The 17928-nt window shown below is 45.2% G+C and carries 22 protein-coding genes; 20 read left to right on the forward strand and 2 right to left on the reverse strand.

What is annotated here, in order from left to right; genetic code table 11:
- Positions 1–488: 488 nt before the first annotated feature.
- The gene (locus IPL17_RS23970) at positions 489–1001 is read right to left on the reverse strand and encodes a hypothetical protein (protein WP_345309612.1); all 513 of its coding nucleotides are present in this window, start codon (positions 999–1001) and stop codon (positions 489–491) included.
- Positions 1002–1518: 517 nt separating this feature from the next.
- Between IPL17_RS23970 and IPL17_RS23975 the strand changes: the two genes are divergently transcribed.
- The 7 genes from IPL17_RS23975 to IPL17_RS24005 are packed head-to-tail and all read left to right on the forward strand — an operon-like array spanning position 1519 to position 6626.
- Positions 1519–1818 (forward strand): hypothetical protein, encoded by a 300-nt coding sequence (locus IPL17_RS23975; protein ID WP_345309613.1) that lies wholly within the window; start codon positions 1519–1521, stop codon positions 1816–1818.
- Entirely contained in the window at positions 1815–2588 is a 774-nt protein-coding gene (locus IPL17_RS23980) for a hypothetical protein (protein WP_345309614.1), read from the forward strand. Before IPL17_RS23975 ends, IPL17_RS23980 begins: the two co-directional genes overlap by 4 nt.
- Entirely contained in the window at positions 2585–2842 is a 258-nt protein-coding gene (locus tag IPL17_RS23985; RefSeq protein WP_345309615.1) for a hypothetical protein, read from the forward strand. Before IPL17_RS23980 ends, IPL17_RS23985 begins: the two co-directional genes overlap by 4 nt.
- Positions 2839–3246, forward strand: coding sequence for a hypothetical protein (locus IPL17_RS23990; protein ID WP_345309616.1), 408 nt, complete (start codon positions 2839–2841; stop codon positions 3244–3246). The genes IPL17_RS23985 and IPL17_RS23990 overlap by 4 nt, the downstream gene beginning before the upstream one ends.
- Positions 3243–4736: a hypothetical protein gene (locus tag IPL17_RS23995; RefSeq protein WP_345309617.1), complete on the forward strand. Its 1494-nt coding sequence runs from the start codon at positions 3243–3245 to the stop codon at positions 4734–4736. The genes IPL17_RS23990 and IPL17_RS23995 overlap by 4 nt, the downstream gene beginning before the upstream one ends.
- A complete protein-coding gene (locus tag IPL17_RS24000) occupies positions 4736–5233 on the forward strand; it encodes a hypothetical protein (RefSeq protein ID WP_345309618.1) in 498 nt (165 codons plus the stop codon). Before IPL17_RS23995 ends, IPL17_RS24000 begins: the two co-directional genes overlap by 1 nt.
- A gap of 52 nt (positions 5234–5285) precedes the next feature.
- On the forward strand, positions 5286–6626 hold the full coding sequence (locus IPL17_RS24005) for a hypothetical protein (RefSeq protein ID WP_345309619.1): 1341 nt from the start codon (positions 5286–5288) through the stop codon (positions 6624–6626).
- A gap of 197 nt (positions 6627–6823) precedes the next feature.
- Here the strand turns inward: IPL17_RS24005 and IPL17_RS24010 are convergent, their stop codons facing one another.
- Positions 6824–8125 carry a hypothetical protein gene (locus tag IPL17_RS24010; RefSeq protein ID WP_345309620.1) on the reverse strand — a complete coding sequence of 434 codons (1302 nt, stop codon included), beginning with the start codon at positions 8123–8125 and terminating at the stop codon, positions 6824–6826.
- 525 nt (positions 8126–8650) lie between these two features.
- On the opposite strand from IPL17_RS24010, the gene IPL17_RS24015 reads away from it, so the two are divergent.
- From IPL17_RS24015 to IPL17_RS24075, 13 genes are all read left to right on the forward strand, one after another.
- Positions 8651–8965, forward strand: coding sequence for a transposase (locus tag IPL17_RS24015; protein WP_345309621.1), 315 nt, complete (start codon positions 8651–8653; stop codon positions 8963–8965).
- Positions 8962–9270, forward strand: a complete 309-nt coding sequence (locus IPL17_RS24020) for an IS3 family transposase (protein WP_345309622.1) — start codon at positions 8962–8964, stop codon at positions 9268–9270. Before IPL17_RS24015 ends, IPL17_RS24020 begins: the two co-directional genes overlap by 4 nt.
- A 20-nt stretch (positions 9271–9290) precedes the next feature.
- Complete coding sequence (locus IPL17_RS24025; RefSeq protein ID WP_345309786.1) at positions 9291–9821, forward strand: IS3 family transposase; 531 nt, start codon at positions 9291–9293, stop codon at positions 9819–9821.
- Positions 9822–10083: 262 nt separating this feature from the next.
- Positions 10084–10437 (forward strand): ASCH domain-containing protein, encoded by a 354-nt coding sequence (locus IPL17_RS24030; protein ID WP_345309623.1) that lies wholly within the window; start codon positions 10084–10086, stop codon positions 10435–10437.
- Positions 10438–10623: 186 nt separating this feature from the next.
- Positions 10624–11304, forward strand: a complete 681-nt coding sequence (locus IPL17_RS24035) for a hypothetical protein (RefSeq protein WP_345309624.1) — start codon at positions 10624–10626, stop codon at positions 11302–11304.
- 614 nt (positions 11305–11918) lie between these two features.
- Complete coding sequence (locus IPL17_RS24040; protein ID WP_345309625.1) at positions 11919–12773, forward strand: HNH endonuclease; 855 nt, start codon at positions 11919–11921, stop codon at positions 12771–12773.
- Positions 12774–13156: 383 nt separating this feature from the next.
- Complete coding sequence (locus IPL17_RS24045; RefSeq protein WP_345309626.1) at positions 13157–13483, forward strand: hypothetical protein; 327 nt, start codon at positions 13157–13159, stop codon at positions 13481–13483.
- Between the two features lie 245 nt (positions 13484–13728).
- Positions 13729–14367 (forward strand): hypothetical protein, encoded by a 639-nt coding sequence (locus IPL17_RS24050; RefSeq protein WP_345309627.1) that lies wholly within the window; start codon positions 13729–13731, stop codon positions 14365–14367.
- Positions 14368–14656: 289 nt separating this feature from the next.
- The gene (locus IPL17_RS24055; protein ID WP_345309628.1) at positions 14657–15163 is read left to right on the forward strand and encodes a hypothetical protein; all 507 of its coding nucleotides are present in this window, start codon (positions 14657–14659) and stop codon (positions 15161–15163) included.
- A 111-nt stretch (positions 15164–15274) separates the two neighbouring features.
- Positions 15275–15871, forward strand: coding sequence for a hypothetical protein (locus IPL17_RS24060; RefSeq protein WP_345309629.1), 597 nt, complete (start codon positions 15275–15277; stop codon positions 15869–15871).
- Positions 15872–16086: 215 nt separating this feature from the next.
- Entirely contained in the window at positions 16087–17151 is a 1065-nt protein-coding gene (locus tag IPL17_RS24065) for a hypothetical protein (RefSeq protein WP_345309630.1), read from the forward strand.
- Complete coding sequence (locus tag IPL17_RS24070) at positions 17148–17543, forward strand: hypothetical protein (RefSeq protein ID WP_345309631.1); 396 nt, start codon at positions 17148–17150, stop codon at positions 17541–17543. Before IPL17_RS24065 ends, IPL17_RS24070 begins: the two co-directional genes overlap by 4 nt.
- Positions 17544–17730: 187 nt before the next feature.
- The gene (locus IPL17_RS24075; RefSeq protein WP_345309632.1) at positions 17731–17919 is read left to right on the forward strand and encodes a hypothetical protein; all 189 of its coding nucleotides are present in this window, start codon (positions 17731–17733) and stop codon (positions 17917–17919) included.
- Positions 17920–17928 lie beyond the last annotated feature (9 nt).

The following is a 17928-nucleotide window of genomic DNA, read 5'->3' on the forward strand; positions in this document are numbered from 1 at the left end:
ATTGGTTAGACTGACTATTTTGCTTATTGGGATAGTAAACTTCATACCAAGATGGTTAATGGACTCTAAATAGGTATCATAAATAACTAAACTTGAAAATATTGATTTATATTCAAATAATTTATTAGCCATGGTAATCTCCTTATTCTTTGCTGCTTTCAGTAGAATGAGTAATCAAAATAAAGATGAAATCTAGAAACCCAAATGTGCTGAGTTGACAGATGTAAAAATTACCAAAAGAAATTTAGATTTTGACTCAACCGCACAACCTGAAAAAACGACAGCATAGTTTTGCAAGGGAACGCCCAACGGTGTTGCGCGGACTGGCGCTGCGTCACCCGTGGACTCTGCTCGTGAGCAGAAAAAACTCGAAGCCACTGGATCTTCCTCCTCCAATTGTGATCTTCAATTGGGGGAGGTGCCGAAGGCGGAGGGGGCACACACTGCTGTTAATCGGTGGGCAGTGGATTGGCGGACTCTTGGAAGTTTCATTGTTCCACTTTAACAAAATCTTGCGGTTGAAAATCATCGGGGTCTCCAATAAAACCCCAAAGAATCAACTTGCTATTTTCTTCATAAATATAAAGCGACGTCATTAATCCATTACTGTCAGGATAGTCGAAACCTAATTCAAGGATAGGAGATATTTTATTACTCAAATTTTCTTTTTCAGCCAAATTCCAATTACATGAAGTTGTTTTGACTACGGCTACATCTTTTGAATAGGAATCGCCAAGCCAAGCAGTATCAAGTTCTACGCCGCAACTGCCATCACTGTTGAGCGTAAAGGTTTTCCAGGGAGCAAACCCACTCCAGTCTGGAAATTTTTTTATAAAATTATTGACATCAACTTCACTATCGGGAGTTATGTTCCATGTGCCAATCATTTCTTCTGCTTTTACGTCACGTTCAATATAACGCTCAGGAAGATCAAAAATGACATTCATAATCCCGCAGCCAAAGACAATGACTAATGAAGCGACTATCGAAAAGAATTTCATGTTAGCGATTCCTTTGACTGAACTGCCCAACTACGTGTTCAGCAAGATTTTTTGTATAACACCCTCGTGCGGGGTGTTATACAGCGAAAATCGTATAACATACTATCTACAACACAAACATCAACCTATCATCGCTGGAAATCTCACCATACCATTTCCACCGCTAAACCAAATTTTACCCCCATTCCTTTCCCTACAACCTCCAACTTTCAAAACTGCAACCCTCACAAACCCCTATAACTCCCATCGCCTCACTTGCAATTAGAACAAATGTATGTTAAATTTAATCCAGACGAGGACGGCTCACAAAAGCCAGTCCTCGTTTCGCGTTAAAACAGCGCGGAGCCGCCCTCGTCTTGTCCGAACGAGCCTCGGGCGAGTATCGGACACCCAGACGACAAGGGTCGCGGTGCAACCGAGCTACAAGCGAGCACACTTGCACCGCACTGCGTTTTGTGCAGTGCAGGTGTCGGACACCCTGACGACATGAGTCGTCAGGGCACCCACGGAGAAACCTATGCCTCTCGTTTCTGGCATTACAACCGAACGAACTCCCATCCGCTCCACGCCTGCAGGCGATGAAGTGATCGGATCAATCCCCAAAGATGCAACCATCACAGCCCAAGACAACAGCGGACAATGGCTCTCCCTTGTCTCTGTCAATGGACGCGCCCAGGGCGGATTTATCAATGCGCGCTCCGTGAAGATCGGCACCGCGCCCCCGCCGCCTCCCCCTCCTGACGATCCAAACCTCACACCCTTCATATTGACCGTTGATGGGTACAAACCGTTCGTAGGGCATCTGGTGAAGCTGTGAATTTCAGACTTGAAATAGCTGGCAAGCAACCATTGGAGGGATCGTTCAACGCGGATACACCAGCTGCACCGCAGATCATCACCAACCGACTTTGCATTGTCTCTTGGCTTCCGACCGAACAGACCTATCATGTCGAAGTGAACGCCATCGGCTATCAGGACGACAATATCCCCGTATCTAAACTCAAAGGTCACACCATTCCAGTATTGCCGGCCATGCGCGATTATCTCTACGAGATACAAAGCGCGGACGCTGCCGACCTCGTTCTCACTCCCAATCACCTTTGGATAAACCGCGATGACTCCATGGCAGAGTGTATTGGATGCGGCTTCGGCAATCTCTTGGAGATCATCAATTCCATGACCACCATCGGCGGGACGTTCTTCGAGATACGCGCTCTCGATTACGACATCAACACCACCACCCTCGATCCAAAAAAATTCAACTGGTTTACCCACCCGACCATCTTCGGCAAAGAGACCGCACGCCGAAAATCAGATCATGCCATTATGAACCCCGGCGACGGCAAGGACTGTTATTTTCCCAACATCAAACGCAAGCCACACCTTTGGATACATTCCGACTTTGTTGAATTATTCCCACCACTCCCTTCTGGCATGTTGGGCTATGTCTTGCAGGGCGCGTCAGTCTATGGCTGGACAGGCGATCAGCTGATACCGCTTCGCCTTGCGCGAACGCCCGGCGAATTAATTCACCCTACCTCATGGAAGCTGCTTACACCCTCGGTTATCCCTGCGAGGGTCCAATGACAGCAAGTAGCGAAATGTGGATATCCCTTCTCATTCAAGTGCCGCTCGTAGGGATATTCGTTTGGTTCTCGCTGCAGCTAATTTCTTATTTCTTGAAATCCATTGACACACGCGACGCGGCTTGGCGCGAGTACATGACCCAACAGCGCGAGGCCAACAATCAAGCCATCAAACACATGGCCGAACGTTTCAGCGATGAAATCCGCACCCTCGGTAAAGAGGTTGCCGCGCTCAAAGGTCAAATTGAAAAATGACCCGCGCACCAAAACCAAAAAGCACGCGCAAGCGCGGAGCACAGAAAGGCAACAAGAACGCCCTGCGGCACGGCTTCTACTCAAAAATGTTCACCGAAGAGGAACGCCAGCGCCTTGACGCGCAAAAGAAGATCATTGATTCCGAAATTGCGATCAACCGAGTCGCGATCTCCCGCATTTGGGAGCAGATAGATTTCAAACCGAAAATGCGGCTCGACAACAACGGATCGGAATACAGAGACAGTCACTATCTCTCACAAGTGGCACTCGTAGGAAACATATCAAGCCATATCGCAGGTTTTATCCGCACCGACTTTCTGACCACTGGCAAGGAAACCGAAACACGCACGACCATTCTTTTAGCCCTCGAACAATTACGCGAAGAATTGGAAATGAGTTTATGACCACGCTTCTAAAAACAGCAAGAACCAATGCGCGCTCATTCGATAACTTTACTTCCCGATCGGGCGGTATTAACTTGCGTACCTATCAGAGCGACCCCGCCCAGGCGATCATAAATTCCATCAAGCACAAATACGGCGACACCATCGTTTTGATCATCTCGCGCCAGGCAGGGAAAGACGAACTGCTTGCAAACCTGATCTCTTATCTCTTGGCTCTCTATTCCAGCCATGAAAAAGGCATCGTCATTGCCAATCCCACCTACAAGCCGCAAACCATTAACTCGATCATGCGCCTTGAAAACAGATTGAAAGCCAACACCATCACGAAAATGATTTGGGGCAAACGCTCAGATTACATGCGCACAGTCCACAAGGCGACAGCTTCTTTCCTCTCAGGCGATGGATCGGCCAACGTAGTCGGCGCAGTCGCTTCCCTCCTGCTGATCGTCAACGAAGCGCAGGACATTTCCCCCGCCGTCTATGACAAGAACTTTGCGCCGATGGTCGCATCCACCAACGCCACACGCCTGATCGTTGGCACGGTCTGGACCTCAAACACGCTTCTCGCACGCGAAGAGAACGCGGCGCGTGAAGCTGAAAAGCTCGACGGACGCAAGCGGGTTTTCTTTTACACCGCAGACGATGTCCGTCAGATCGTGCCCGACTATGGAAAATTCGTGGACAGCGAAATTCAAAAGCTGGGGCGTGAACATCCCCTCGTCAAAACTCAATACTTCTGCGAACGCATTGACTCCCAGGCGGGTATGTTCAACGCGGGCAGAATGGCACTCATGCAGGGCGATCAACCCGCGCACGAAACCCCGCAGCCAGATCATATCTATTGCTTCCTGATTGACGTTGCCGGGCAGGACGAGGCTTCCATGAACTTGGAAGAAAACCTATCCACCAATCCAGGACGCGATCAACTCACGCTCTCCATCGTTTCCGTGGACTTGTCCTCCCTCGAATTACTACAAGCCCCCACATACAGAGTCGTAAAGCGTTTTGCATGGACAGGGCAAAACCATGTTTCCATCTTCGGCCAGCTGCAGGCGCTTTCCGATAACTGGACACCGCTTTACATCGTGATTGACGCAACAGGAGTCGGTGAAGGTCTTTGGGCCATGCTCGACCACGCCAACCCCACCCGCGTCCTCCCCGTCAAATTCTCCCAGGCTGTAAAAAGCGAGATCGGCTATCAATTCCTTGCCATCATAAATACCGGCCGCTTCCGTGACTGTGCGCCCTCCGCAGACGTTCACAAACAATACACCGCCTGCACCTCCGAGATCCTGATCGGACCCGCCAAGACAATGCGCTGGCGCGTGCCTGACGGCACACGCGATGAGAACGGCCTGCTTATCCATGATGACTACATCATGGCGGATGCGCTTGTCTCTCAACTCGATAAACTGCAATGGATGGTTTCTTCTCCCACCCTTATGACCACGCCCAAAGATATTTTCAAGTCTATGGACAGGAGCTATTAATGCCAGGTCCGACTCCATCCCGCAGGCTTGTTAAATTCAGAGGCACGCAAGATTTCGCGCTCGTTAAAAACAAACGCGGATCAAACCAAAACAATGGCGGCATTGTCTGGTCATCCTGTCAAACACAAACAGGCGCAGGCGGATCGGGCGGCGGAGGCGGTACGCAAATGCAAACCGCGTTCGGTAAAACAAAGATGCGGCAAGACCTTGAAACCATCGGGCAGGGCATCGCCATGCTTGGACTTGGACAATCCGCAACAGGCTTCCTTGCGCCCATCGGCGTACCTGTATTCGCAGTCGGCGTGATCTTCGGCATTGCAGCAAGCTCGATCAAGAAAGTAACTTTCACGCGCCCATGTATCGACCCTGAATTGATGGAAGGTCTCAGAGTCGGTTTTGACGAGCCCGATTTCAACACCTTCCAACAACAATACGCCGCGTATCTTGCGGATCAATCACGCAACGCGCAGAACGCCACACCCTTGGAGGCGCAATAATGACAGCTTTTTCCTTTGTGTCACTTTGTGCCCTTTGTGTTTAAGGAGTTTTATGACCGCACTCGACACCACAGCGAAGTACTCGCAGAGTGAAACAGAAAACACGATCTTGATCGGCCAGCAATGGAACGGCCTCTACCGCGACCGCTACAGCTACGACCGCGACACCGTCATTGAAGAAGCCATCCGCGCATGGCGTATCAATCCCCTTGCCCGCCGACTCGCCAACCTCTACAAGATCTACAACGTGGACGGAATTTCTTTTACCTGCGAACACAAACCAACTCAAAAATTCCTGACGCAGTTCTGGAATCACGACCTCAACCGCATGAAGCGCAAACTCGAAAAGATTTCCAACGAGATCTTTCTCACTGGAAATCTCTTTACTCTCTATACCACAGACATCAGCGGCATGACCTATTTCCGCATCTTCCCCACCGATCAAATCGCCGAGATCATCACCGCGCCCAACGACTTGGAACAGGAACTCTCATACCTCACCAAAGAGATCAGCATGGATGTTCAGGCAAAGTTATTCAAGAACCCGCGCGGCCTGTCTGTCAGAAACCAATCAGTCGTCATGCGCCACGACACCATCAATCAGCTGGCAGGCACAGCCTGGGGCGAAGGCGAGATCTGGCCGGACCTGCCTTGGCTCGGACGTTATGCGACCTGGCTTCAAGACCGCGTTCGTCTTAACCATAACCGCGCGGCTTTTATGTATGTTGTTCAAGGCAATTATAAAAACGCGGCAGAGAAACGACAACGCCAAATCGAATTGAACAGCAATCCTCCACAGCCGGGCTCGGTCCTGGTCACCGACCCATCCGAACAATGGGGCATTATGTCCGCGCAGCTGGATTCCTTCGATGCGTCCGTTGACGGCGAAGCGATCAAAAAAATGATTGCCGTAAATCATGTACCAATGCACATGCTTGCAGAAGGCGAAGGATCAACACGCACCACCGCGGACGCGGCAGGCACACCCACCTATAAAAACTTTGAAAATCACCAACAGATTTTTATTGACATCATTTCCGATATTCTTAGAACAGTGGTTCAACGCAAGGCGGAAAAGGACGACAGCATTGATGCAGCTGCAGAGATCAAGATCGTCAGCGCGGACGCAACCGAGCGCGATAACGCCGCCCTCGCTCTTGCCACAGGTCAGATCGTCGCCGCGATCGGGGAAATGTTCGATCGTGAACTCATTGATGAAGAAGAATATATCCGCCTTGTTTATCGCTTCTCAGGCGAAACCATCCCCAAAGGCAAAAAGAAGATCAAAGGCATCCGCAAGCCGATCAAGCCAACACAAACCACACCTGCGAACACCAGCCAGGGCAATGTCAAAGTAAGCGCCGAAACTGGTGATGTAAACGTGAAGCCGTAGGGGCGATGCATGGGCACCTATGGGCGTTGTAGGGGCGAAGCATCGCTTCGCCCTCTCTCCGTCCATCCCAAATCCCGCTGGTCGAGTAGAGCGAGCGGTTGTCGAGTAGCGCGGATGGTTTTCCCGCGCGTACCGAGACACTCGCTCGTATCGAGACCCATCGCTTCGCCCTCCCCAAAATCTGACTCGTTTGCTTCCTACTTTTTCTTAACCGTCTTTGTTTTAGGCTTTGTGACTTCAGCTTTTTTGGCATTAATATATGTAACATAAACTCCTGATAAAACGCCGATTAATCCAATTATGGCTACAATAATTGTCGTTACATTTTCAACAAGTTTTTCCCCGATTCTCGCAATTGGCGGAAGTAGCGTTGGCGTAAATGACGGAACGGGTGTCTGAGTTGGCTTTGGGGTTTTAGAGGGAATGGGAGTTGCGGTAACTTCAACTTGAATTTCAATTGGAATATTTTTTAGTGCTTGAGCGCTTACAGTATCACGAGTTTGGTCAATGATTACAGGTACAGAAATTGCAAGGATTAGAGTCTGTTTCCCCGTAGATAATGGCGTTACATTCCAAATCCATTCAACAGGCATGGTCGAAATAACGGGTTTATCTGGGCGATTATCCGACTCTATATTGAAGTTTACGCCTTTTAATTCGGCTATCATCACAGGATAAATTTGTAAGCGGTCGCTGAATACCAAAACGTATTCCAAGGCATTTGTTGATACTGCTGGAGCGGTAACTCTTGGCAAATTTGCTAAAACGGAATCGGGGGTTATTGTAAGACGAATTACGCTTGATTCCCCAAGCTTGATTGTTGAAGGACTGGTTAACAGTAACGTGCCTAAACCTATAGGGGAAATCGATAAACTTGCAGTGTTTTGAATGCTACCGTCTGCTTGCAGTATTGAATTTACATTCAATACTGCAATTTTAACTGCAGACGAACTTGTATTATTGGTAGGTGTATAACTTGGTATTGCTGTTACTGTTGGTGGTATCGGTGTTGGTGGTACCGCTGTTACTGGTACCGCTGTTACTGGTACCGCTGTTACTGGTATGGTCGTTGGTGGGACTTCTGTTGGGTACACTGTATAGGTCGGATACGATGGAAGACTAGTATTTGACAGGGGAGGAGGCAATGATATAGTGGCTTGCATTGCTTCAATCTCTTTTTGTTTTGTCCCAATTGCCTGCTTTGTGGCTTCGATCTGAGTTGCCTCACCATAAAATGCAGTGGCGGTTAAAGGATAATTAGCATCGTCAGTTTGAATCGGGGGAAAAACATTGGATTGTTGCGCCATTAAAGTTAACTGTGTATATTGAAGTTGATTTTGTTCATTATTAAGCGCAATTTGAGTTTGCAGTTGTGCGATCCGGGTCGCCTGATTATCATTTTGTGTGTCTATGGTGTTTTCACGGAAAATGTATATGCCGAGAACAAATGCTAGAATTGCGACTACTTCCACAACAACTGTAAGACTCTTCTTTACCATAAGACAACTCCCTTTTTAATCGCCTGTAACGCACGACCTGTTCTACCAATGAACTCTCCACGCGATCATGAAGGAACTTTGTTTATAAGACAGGGGCTAACTCTCTACTTCTCCTGTAATTTACTTTCTAAAGAGGAGCAAATTCCGACCCCACTTATTTAAGGATATGCCAATTTTATCAGTCTTAATTTTCAAACAACTTACAATCTCTCTACCTTTCCTCTCTGTTTACCTTCGGGGTGCGTCTTCTTCAACGCCCTTTCCCCCTCCTTGACATTAGAACAAATGTCCTTTAAGATACCCCTCATAACGAGGACGGCCCAAAAAGCCAGTCCTCGTTTTGCGTTAAGCCGAGTGAGCCACAAATACCTGCACATGGCACTCAATCACCTGACACTTAAACACGGAGCCTCCCATGCCCAATCCAAGAAACAATGAATTACGTTTCGATACTGATCTTGCCCCGATAAAGTGGACACAAAAGATGTCCAGATCCAGTAGACTAGGAAGAACAGGAGCAGGATCATGGATGAAAAGAAAACAAGTTATCGGAAATATGCTGAAGAATTCAAATTAGAGGCTCTGGAACTTTTGAAGAGCAGCGGGAAAAGTGCAGGGCAGATCGAGCGTGATCTTGGCATCACACCAGGACTGCTAGTGAAATGGAGAGATCGATATCAGGTCATTGCCCAAGGAGAAAAGCAAGCCCACTTGGAAGCGAGTGATTTTGAAGCCGCCAAGCGTGAAATCAAACGACTGCAACGGCGGTTGGCAGAAGTGGAGGAAGAACGCGAGATCCTAAAAAAAACGATCAATATATTCTCACGGAAAAGCGAATGAGATACAAATTCATTCGGGAGCATCGGCAGGAATTTAGTATCAAACGCATGTGCCAGCTTTTGAAGGTGACACGCAGTGGGTATTATGCTTGGCAACTAGAAAAAGCAAGACCACGAGAATTGGAAAACCAGGTATTAGTGGCACAAATTCATGCGGAATACAAACTGAGCCGTAAGACCTATGGCAGCCCGCGCATTCAGGCAAGCCTATTGCGACAGGGCGTGAAGTGTGGACGAAATCGAGTGGCACGCTTAATGCGCAAAGAAGGTCTTTGCCTCAGAAACGGCGCAGATGGCATCCAGTGACTACCCAGCGTCAGCCAGGTGTGATCCCAGCACCTAATCGTCTGAATCAGGAGTTCTCGACAGACACCGTGAATAGGAAATGGGTCAGTGATTTCACATACATCGATACAGCCGAAGGTTGGTTATTTTTAGCGATCGTTCTTGATCTGTTCTCACGTAAAGTAGTGGGGTGGGCAATGTCTGATCAAATGAATACAGCTTTGGTTGAGGCCGCCTTGTATATGGCTTTACAAGGACGCCAACCCACAGAAGCTCTTCTGCATCATTCCGATCAAGGCAGCCAATACACCAGTGCTGTTTATCAGAGCCGTTTGATAAACGCAAGCATTCAAATGAGTATGAGTCGTGTTGGAAATTGTTATGACAATGCAGTCGCTGAAAGTTTCTTCGGCACGCTGAAGGCTGAATGTGTGACCGGTCAGTTTGCAACGCAAGCTCTGGCGCGCACCACCATATTTGAGTACATTGAGGTTTGGTACAATCGTGGTCGCTTGCACTCCACTCTCGGCTATCTCAGCCCGGTCGAGTTCGAGCATCAACCTGGACATTAATCGTGTCTATTAAACCGGGGCAAGATCAGTGTCCGAAGGACGGAGGGGGGCACAAACACCTGACACTCACACACTCAAACACCTGACACTTGACACTCCAACACATAACTTTCATCCTTCCCCCTCGCTGGTATACTGTGACAAAGTAGCATTGAATGGAACAACGCGCTTGGGTACTGGCGCGCGCAGCGGGGAGCATAGTACAAAACCCTACCGCCTGCGCAAACTGATGCGCGAACGTTTTTTATTTCTTAGGAGGATTATGACCGACACAATTCCAACTCGAGCACTCAGCATCCGCCAGCCCTACGTCGAATTGATCTTGCGTGGAATCAAAAAAGCGGAAATACGCTCACAGCTCACCAATATCCGCGAGCGGATCTATATCTACGCCAGTCTGCCCCCAGGGGATCCATCCGGCTACAAGACCCTTAAAGTCGAGCCAGGCACCCTGCCCACAGGCTTGATCCTTGGCACCGTCGAAATTGTCGATTGCAAATATCTGTTTCTCAAAGGTAAATATCAATGGATTTTGGCAAATCCTCAACGTCTCGAAACACCCCTTAAACCCGAGCGCCGCCCCCAGCCAGTCTTCTTCATACCATTCAATTCTTAGCGCGGACGGTTTTTATATCGTGGGAATTTGCCCAAAATGCCGCGAGCTGATCAATATAGCTGTGCAATAAAAAAAACATGGGAGTGGTATGGAAACAAGTGATGGGCAATCTAAACGAAACACATTTATCACGGTGACTTGACCACTACCAATGTTCAGACAAAACGGAGTGCGCGGAGAAAATAAATGAACAATAATGAGAGAAAGAATACAAAAATGATGCCAGCTATTTGTACGCAATGTGGCGGGCCAGTTCAAGTGGACGCTCAGAGAGCGAACGCTATTTGCCAATACTGTGGCAGCCAAATTATTATAGAGAAACCTAAGCTAAGCGCAGTGGAATCTGTGTTAAGTTTTGTGAATGATCAGCAAAAGCGTATGGATGATGCAAAAAAAGAAAAAAAGGTAGGCGCAGTGCAATCTGTGTTAAGTTTTGTGAATGATCAGCAAAAGCGCATTGATGATGCAAAAAAAGCAAAAAAGGAAGAGGAGCGGAAGGCAAGAGAAGAGGCTGATAAATCCTTTAAGAAATATGGGTTGGTTTATTTATTAGTGCTGTTCGTTTTGTTTGGATTTCTTGCATTTATGTCCAGTAACGAGGAAAAGAGCGACAAAATCTCTATCAATACTTCCTCAAGTGAGTTGGTGGGAAAAAACTTTAATGATGTTGTTATAAAATTACAAGAAAATGGATTTATCAATATCAAAACTGAAGCAGTGGAAGATTTAATTATTGGTTTGCTTACAACAGACGGAGAAGTTGAACAAGTAGAAATTGATGGCAGCATTGACTTTAGTAGTGGAAAAAAATTCCCGAAAGATGCTGAAATAATAGTTACATACCATACCTTTCCCACAACAAAATGATGGGATGGGTATGGTCTCTGACCAAGCCCATCTCAACCCTCAATTCCTTCCTCCCCCAAATACAGCTTTATCGTATTTGGGGGAGGGCAGGGTGGGGCCACTGGTATACTTGACAAAAAAAAGCCCCGCAGGACGGACATCCCGCAAGGCTTCAACATGGACTACGCGAGTTCGGCGCGTGTCGTTAGGGAAATAATATCACATCCTACCGCCTGCGCAAATTGCGTGGGCGGTTTTTTTGAAATAAATCAATTGCGTTCGAGAAAATTTTTTATTCCTCTACGTAAATGTAAAATATGTTTGCTATGCCCATAATAAATTCCTCGAAAATGTCTAAATATACTTACTTTGAAGCGACAGATGAAATATTTCAGAAATTTGATAATTATGAAATTATGCCGTGTGTTCTTCTTGGTCAAGACGATTCAGGAAATGACTACGAAAGTTGTAACGCAGACAATCCAGACATTGCAATATGGTGCGTATACGGTCACTTTCAGACAGGCGGACTTGAATGTATAAGTGACCACAAAACATACGATGAATCAAAAAGATTTATGGAAACTCTACCAGAAATGCCTTTCAGGTCTTTAACACCCTTTTGAGAATTTTATATGCCTGTAAATTTCAAATCCCTTGAATTTGGCCAAAGTTATGAACGCCCATTTTTAGCAAAACTTTGGGGCTATCAAAGTTTTCACGCTATATCTAAGGGCGTTGTCACACCTGTCAATACAAAATATATTATTTTTTTTGTGACCAAAGATAAGCAACAGGCTTTGACACAATACAATGATTACATTGACGGAAACATGCTTTTTTGGGAAGGTGAGGAGAAGCATAGTTCAGACAAAAGAGTTATCGAAGCAAATAAGAGCCAAGATGAAATCCATCTTTTTTACAGGGAAACTCATCACTCACCATTCGTTTATTTTGGAAGAATCTCATTAACTGATTTTCAATTGAGAGAAAATGAGCCAAGTGAATTTGTGTTTAGAATAGAGACGCTTTCATCTGAAATTGATGCTTTTAAAGAAGTACGAGAACATGCGGGAGAATATAAAACTTTGGATAAAACTGAACAAGAACAAATAGTAGTAAGCAGACTTGGACAGGGAAATTTCAGAAGAAATGTGATTCGACTATGGGGGAGTTGTTCTATTACAGGTTTGCAAAGTGTTACTTTATTGCGAGCGTCGCACATAAAACCTTGGAAAGACAGTAATAATCAAGAAAGATTGAACCCATTCAACGGTCTTTTATTAATTCCCGATTATGATTTTTTATTTGATAGAGGATACATAACTTTCAAAAGTGATGGAAGTACGCTTATTTCGGAAAATTTGAGCCCGTTTGCGCGGAAAGTTTTTGACGTAGATGATAACCTTAAGTTGCGAAATGTGTTCCCCGAAAATAAAGATTATTTAGAGTTTCATCGCAATAAAGTTTTTCAGCAGAAAACGATCTGAGATATTTTCAAGGTTATCAGATCAAATACTATGCAATGTCTGGGTTAATGTTTGTTTTACACGACAACAGGTATCGGCATGGCTTGACTCTTCGCCATATGATTACACATTCCTGGAACCCAAAACGAAATTGAACAGCAGGGAGTACCCCGTTCTTCTTATCTATTTCGATGATCGGGAGGAAACCATCGAATCAACCCCTCTCCCAACTGACGGCGGAGATATCTTGGAAGGTTACTTTATGGAAGGCTACTGTTTTGTCGAACTCGAAAAGAAATAAAATTTCATCCCCGTAGGGGCGCAGCACTGCTGCGCCCGCTCTTCTTCTGTGCCCGCACCATCCAAAGAATAATAAATTCATAAACCGTACCAAAGAGGAAAACTTGCAACTAATCGGCTTCTTCGCACTGATCGGAATGTCCATAAACGATCTGCTCGCAATTTTTAGCGTGATCGGAAGTCTCATCCTATTCCTTGGCGCATTCTCAAAAACACCACTCAAAAAATATGGTGACATTGCAAACTACAGTATCTTGGGCTTGGTCTTTGGCGCTCTATTTCAAATCTCAATGGCCATCACAAACACAACCCCTCAAAAGATCGGCATCCTCATTCCAATATCTCCCGCCTTGTTGGACGGTCTTTTATTTCTCTCACTTCTCCTCCTCATTGGCCGTTGGTGGATAAGAAAAACCAAGCGAATTTCATAACCCCCGCCACCCGCACACCTGACACTACAACACCTGGCACTTGACCCTCAAACACTCAAACACCTGACACTCCACCACTTGACCCTCTAACACCTGACACTCAATTCAAGGATACACAAATGCACATAAGCCCCAACACCTGGGTACAGATCATATCCCTTTTATGTCTAGCTATGATGTTCGCTGGCGTTTTATGGGTCGCCGCAGCTTTTTTTCTCCCCAGCGTTATCCAAAATGCAACCGAAGTGGTTCCACACCGCAAAAGCGCCAAGCGATCCCTTGGCGCCAAAGGCCCTCACAATTGCGATATCTGCAACAGGCTCACCAACGACCCCCCAACCAATATTGCCATCGGAGACTGGTCAATCTCACTGATCAGCGCAGAAAGAAGTACCCATAAGTCACAAAAGGTAAAGACCCGCACTTCGTTTTTCGCGACAGATTTTGATGTGATAGTTGTTTGCGACGTTTGCGTCAAAAAAGAATTGAATAGATATTACCGCCTCGATACCCTGCTGACGATCTTAATGTTGCCAATGCTGATCTTTTTCTTTTATTTGTTTTTTCCGTTCTGGCTTTTAACAAAGATCTTTAGTAACAAAAATGAGACCAGACACGAAAAATACATCAGGCAATATAAAAGCATCCGCTATATTTTTGCCTCCCAAATTGCCCAACATTACTATGGAAACAGATATATCCTTGAGGCAGATTTCAAACAGCAGTTTCCAGAAAAGTCCTTTCCCATTTACCACGAAGTCTACATAGACAACACCTTCTTTCTGGATTTAAGTGAGGAAGGCGACGCACACGAATACATTAACCGTTGGCAATACCTGCACGGACCCAACGCCCCTAAATCCCACTGGTCAATTCCCCTTTAATTTCCCCCGCCCACCTGACACTCGACACGTGACACTCAATCACTTGACACTTGACACTTGACACTCAATCACTTGACACTTGACACTTGACCCTCCAACACCTGACACTTGACCCCCTCAGAGGACCATCATGGAAAAATCACAACTCATCTCACTATCCTGCCCAAATTGCGGCGCCGTATTATCAATACCGCAAAACCTCACAAAACTGACCTGCAACTACTGTAAGTCATTATTATCCTTGATCCAGAACGAATCGATCAGCGCACTGCAGATCGTCACGGAGAACTTGCAAAACATTAATGCCGACACAACCGCCATTGCATTGGAAATGAAACTGAGCCGCCTCAAAGAAGATCAATCCTCATTGCTTTCGCGCGAGGAAAAATTACTACACATGATTTCCAGCTTTCAAGTCTACACATATAACCTGTACTGGGAAGATAATAAATACCCCTTGACTCAAGACGACTATGTTCGTATTGAATCCCAATTCAATGACATCATCAGAAATAAATTCCACGGAAATTCTGGCTTTTTTGCAACCTTATTTAAAGGGCCTCCAACAGAGCAGTCCAACTTCAAAGAAATCGTCTCCCAGCAATTTCAAGAGCAGGATTTTCTTACCCTGCAAAATAAAACCGAAGACCTTCTCAAAGGCTTGGACCAAAAAACCAATAGAGCCATCGCCCTTCAAAAATACATCCTCCGTATTTCCGAATTGATCCAGGTCAGACGCGATCTTGAAAAAACAAAAAAAGAATTATCACAAGTACAAACCAAATTAGAATCATAGGTAGGGGCGCGTCGTGACGCGCCCGCCCTCTACCCGCGCCCGCTCCCGCCCGCCTAAATAATACCGTTCCAAAAAAGATTGACAACCAAAAATCATAATGGAGAAAATATGATGACATGGCTAAAATACCTAAAAGTAATCCTTAAGGAATTGAAGGGCATCCTCGCCCTCGTGTTAATTTTGGCTTTCCTAATTTATCAAATAACCAGCCTTGTCTTGGCCAAAGATCCAACCATTTATGACATCATCACCTCCGCGCTTGCGTTTGGCGCTTTTATTTTTATGCTTTGGTTGGTCATCCCGGGCACGAAGTCACAAGAAAAAGATCTTCCACCCATGCTAAACTGCAAAATTACCTTCCTCGGCGACCTGAAAACCGACATAAAGGTCCTGGAAAATACAGCCAAACTCATGCAGGCCTATGTCGTCAATCTTAATGCCAATCCCAATGTTGTAATTGCTGATGTGATCAGAAAAGACCAGCAGCGAAAATTATCAGAAAAACATATAACCCCGACATCCGAGACAAAATGGAACGATTGGGTCGAAAGGGAGATCAATACCTATCCATTGTTTAAGCGTATGTCTCTTAGGCATAAACTTAAAAAAATTCGAACCCCCGCTCCTGGTAAACCCAAAAAAAATAATTCCTCCTTTATTGATACCTTCAAAAATTTCTTCTCCTTGCAGAAAAAAAAATCAAAATAATGTAGGGGCACAGCACTGCTGCCCCCTCTCAGCCAATTCAGCAAGATATCATAATTGCAAATGTGCAGAAATGAGATCGTTATTTTTATACGTGTTCGGCTATCACAGTTTTCTTTCCCGCCTAAAATATAATGCCCCATTCTGTACAAATGGTATTTTCAAATAAATTAATCATAATAAGGCAGTATTGAAAAACTTTTTCAAAGGAGAGCAGAATGAATACATTCATATTATGTTGTTTTGGGATTTCTGTCCTGCTAGGTGTCTATCTTCTTTTTCAAACGGTAAATGCTGTCGCTAAAAATGCTCATGAAAACTCTTCTTCTTACAAGAACACTTCTTACGATCAATTAAGTGAATCGTACGATGGGGTTAAGCACCTTCTCAGATTGGCTAAGGCGAATGATAAATTGGCATATTCCAAATTAGTAAATAGCAACAACCCAAAAATCATGAATTTCTTGCTCACCTTCATTAAAGAAAAAAATACTTCGAATGCGGACGGCGAATTAATTTATTTTACAAGACCGCTTTTTTATCAAATTGGAGATATGGCGATAGAACCATTGTTTGAAATTTTTCTTAACGATGAGGTCAATCGGAGGTCGGCAGCCATTGCCCTTGCATTTTTTGGAGATAAAATCGTGCCAAGATTATTGGAAAATATTAATAAGCATCCCTATGAGGTGGTTATTACAATTGTTCAAATGGATAAAGCTATTGGTAATCCAGTATTAATATCTTTATTAAACCATAATGATGGTTATGTCTCAGCCCAAGCGGCATCCTTTCTGAGATCTAGAGAAGTGACGGTCCCTCAGGAAATGATCGACAGCTTAATCGTGACCTATCGAAATCAAGAACCCACTAAATTAGGCGGTGATTTGGCTCTAACTTTATATTACTTAATGGGAAATAAAGCATTTCAAATTTACAAAGAAACATATCAAAGCCCTAATCCATATAAACGCGCATCAATAATCAGGGTGGTCGAAGAACGGCGGGAAAACCTCAACGATGCAAGCGTACTGGAGTTTATCTATACTTCATTAGTCGACTCTAGCTCAATTGTTCGCCAAAGCGCCCTGGTTGCAATTTCAAAATTTCCTTGCAGGTTGGAACAAATATTTCCAATGTTATGGAAGATTTACCAGGAAGGAGATCCAGTCGAGATGGAATATGCGTGGAAGTCGTTTTATTTATCGCCTGATAACCGAGTATTGATACGATTATTGATATTATTCTGTCGGACACAGACAGAAGCCAAAGGGCTCTTTTGAATTTGAACGTTTATTTTAGCAATACATCTGAGGCTGCTGGGCAAAAATTAATTGTGGCGAAGGCAATAGCTGGTCACTCACGGGCAGATCAAGTTGTTGATTACATAGTTAAATATTTACCACAACTTATTGCCGTTTATGATTGGCGTCCTCGTGAATCAGTTAAACTGCGATTTGACCTTGTAGAGCTTATAAGAATGATTTTTCGATCAAAAAACTTCAGCCAAAGGAATAAAGAAAAAATATTGAGTCTTGCTGAGTTATTAATTTATGTGGAGGAAAAAGAAGAGGAGTATGATGATTTTGAGTATGAGTATTTGGGCCATACTCGTGTTTCTACCGAAAAATATAAAAGGGAAATACCACATTACTTGTCTGAGTTCTTGGGTTAATTTTTTATACATTTGAGATTAATGCCGAATGGCTGCCTTGTCTGGCGTTTTTTTTCTGTTAAGTTGTTGCGTGCGCATCGTAGCTTGGTAATGTGCTTCCATTGAGTTTTATCGACAGGTTGTTCAGGCCTTGATAGGAGAGTTGTGATGAACAAATGGGTCGAAAGAATCTTAGCCCTTCCCCCACTTGACACTTGAACCTCAAAAACTCGTCTCGCCCGCACTCACCGAAAGAGAGTTCCCGCATATACTGTCTGCTTTCCCGCTGGTCGCGAAGGATGTCAAGGCGCGTGCGATGGGGGAATTCAAGAAAATGGGGGAGGGTTGGGCGGCTGATATTACTCCTGCGGACAAAAGATCATATAACAAGATATAAAGGAGAGAG

Source organism: Candidatus Villigracilis saccharophilus (assembly GCF_016711665.1).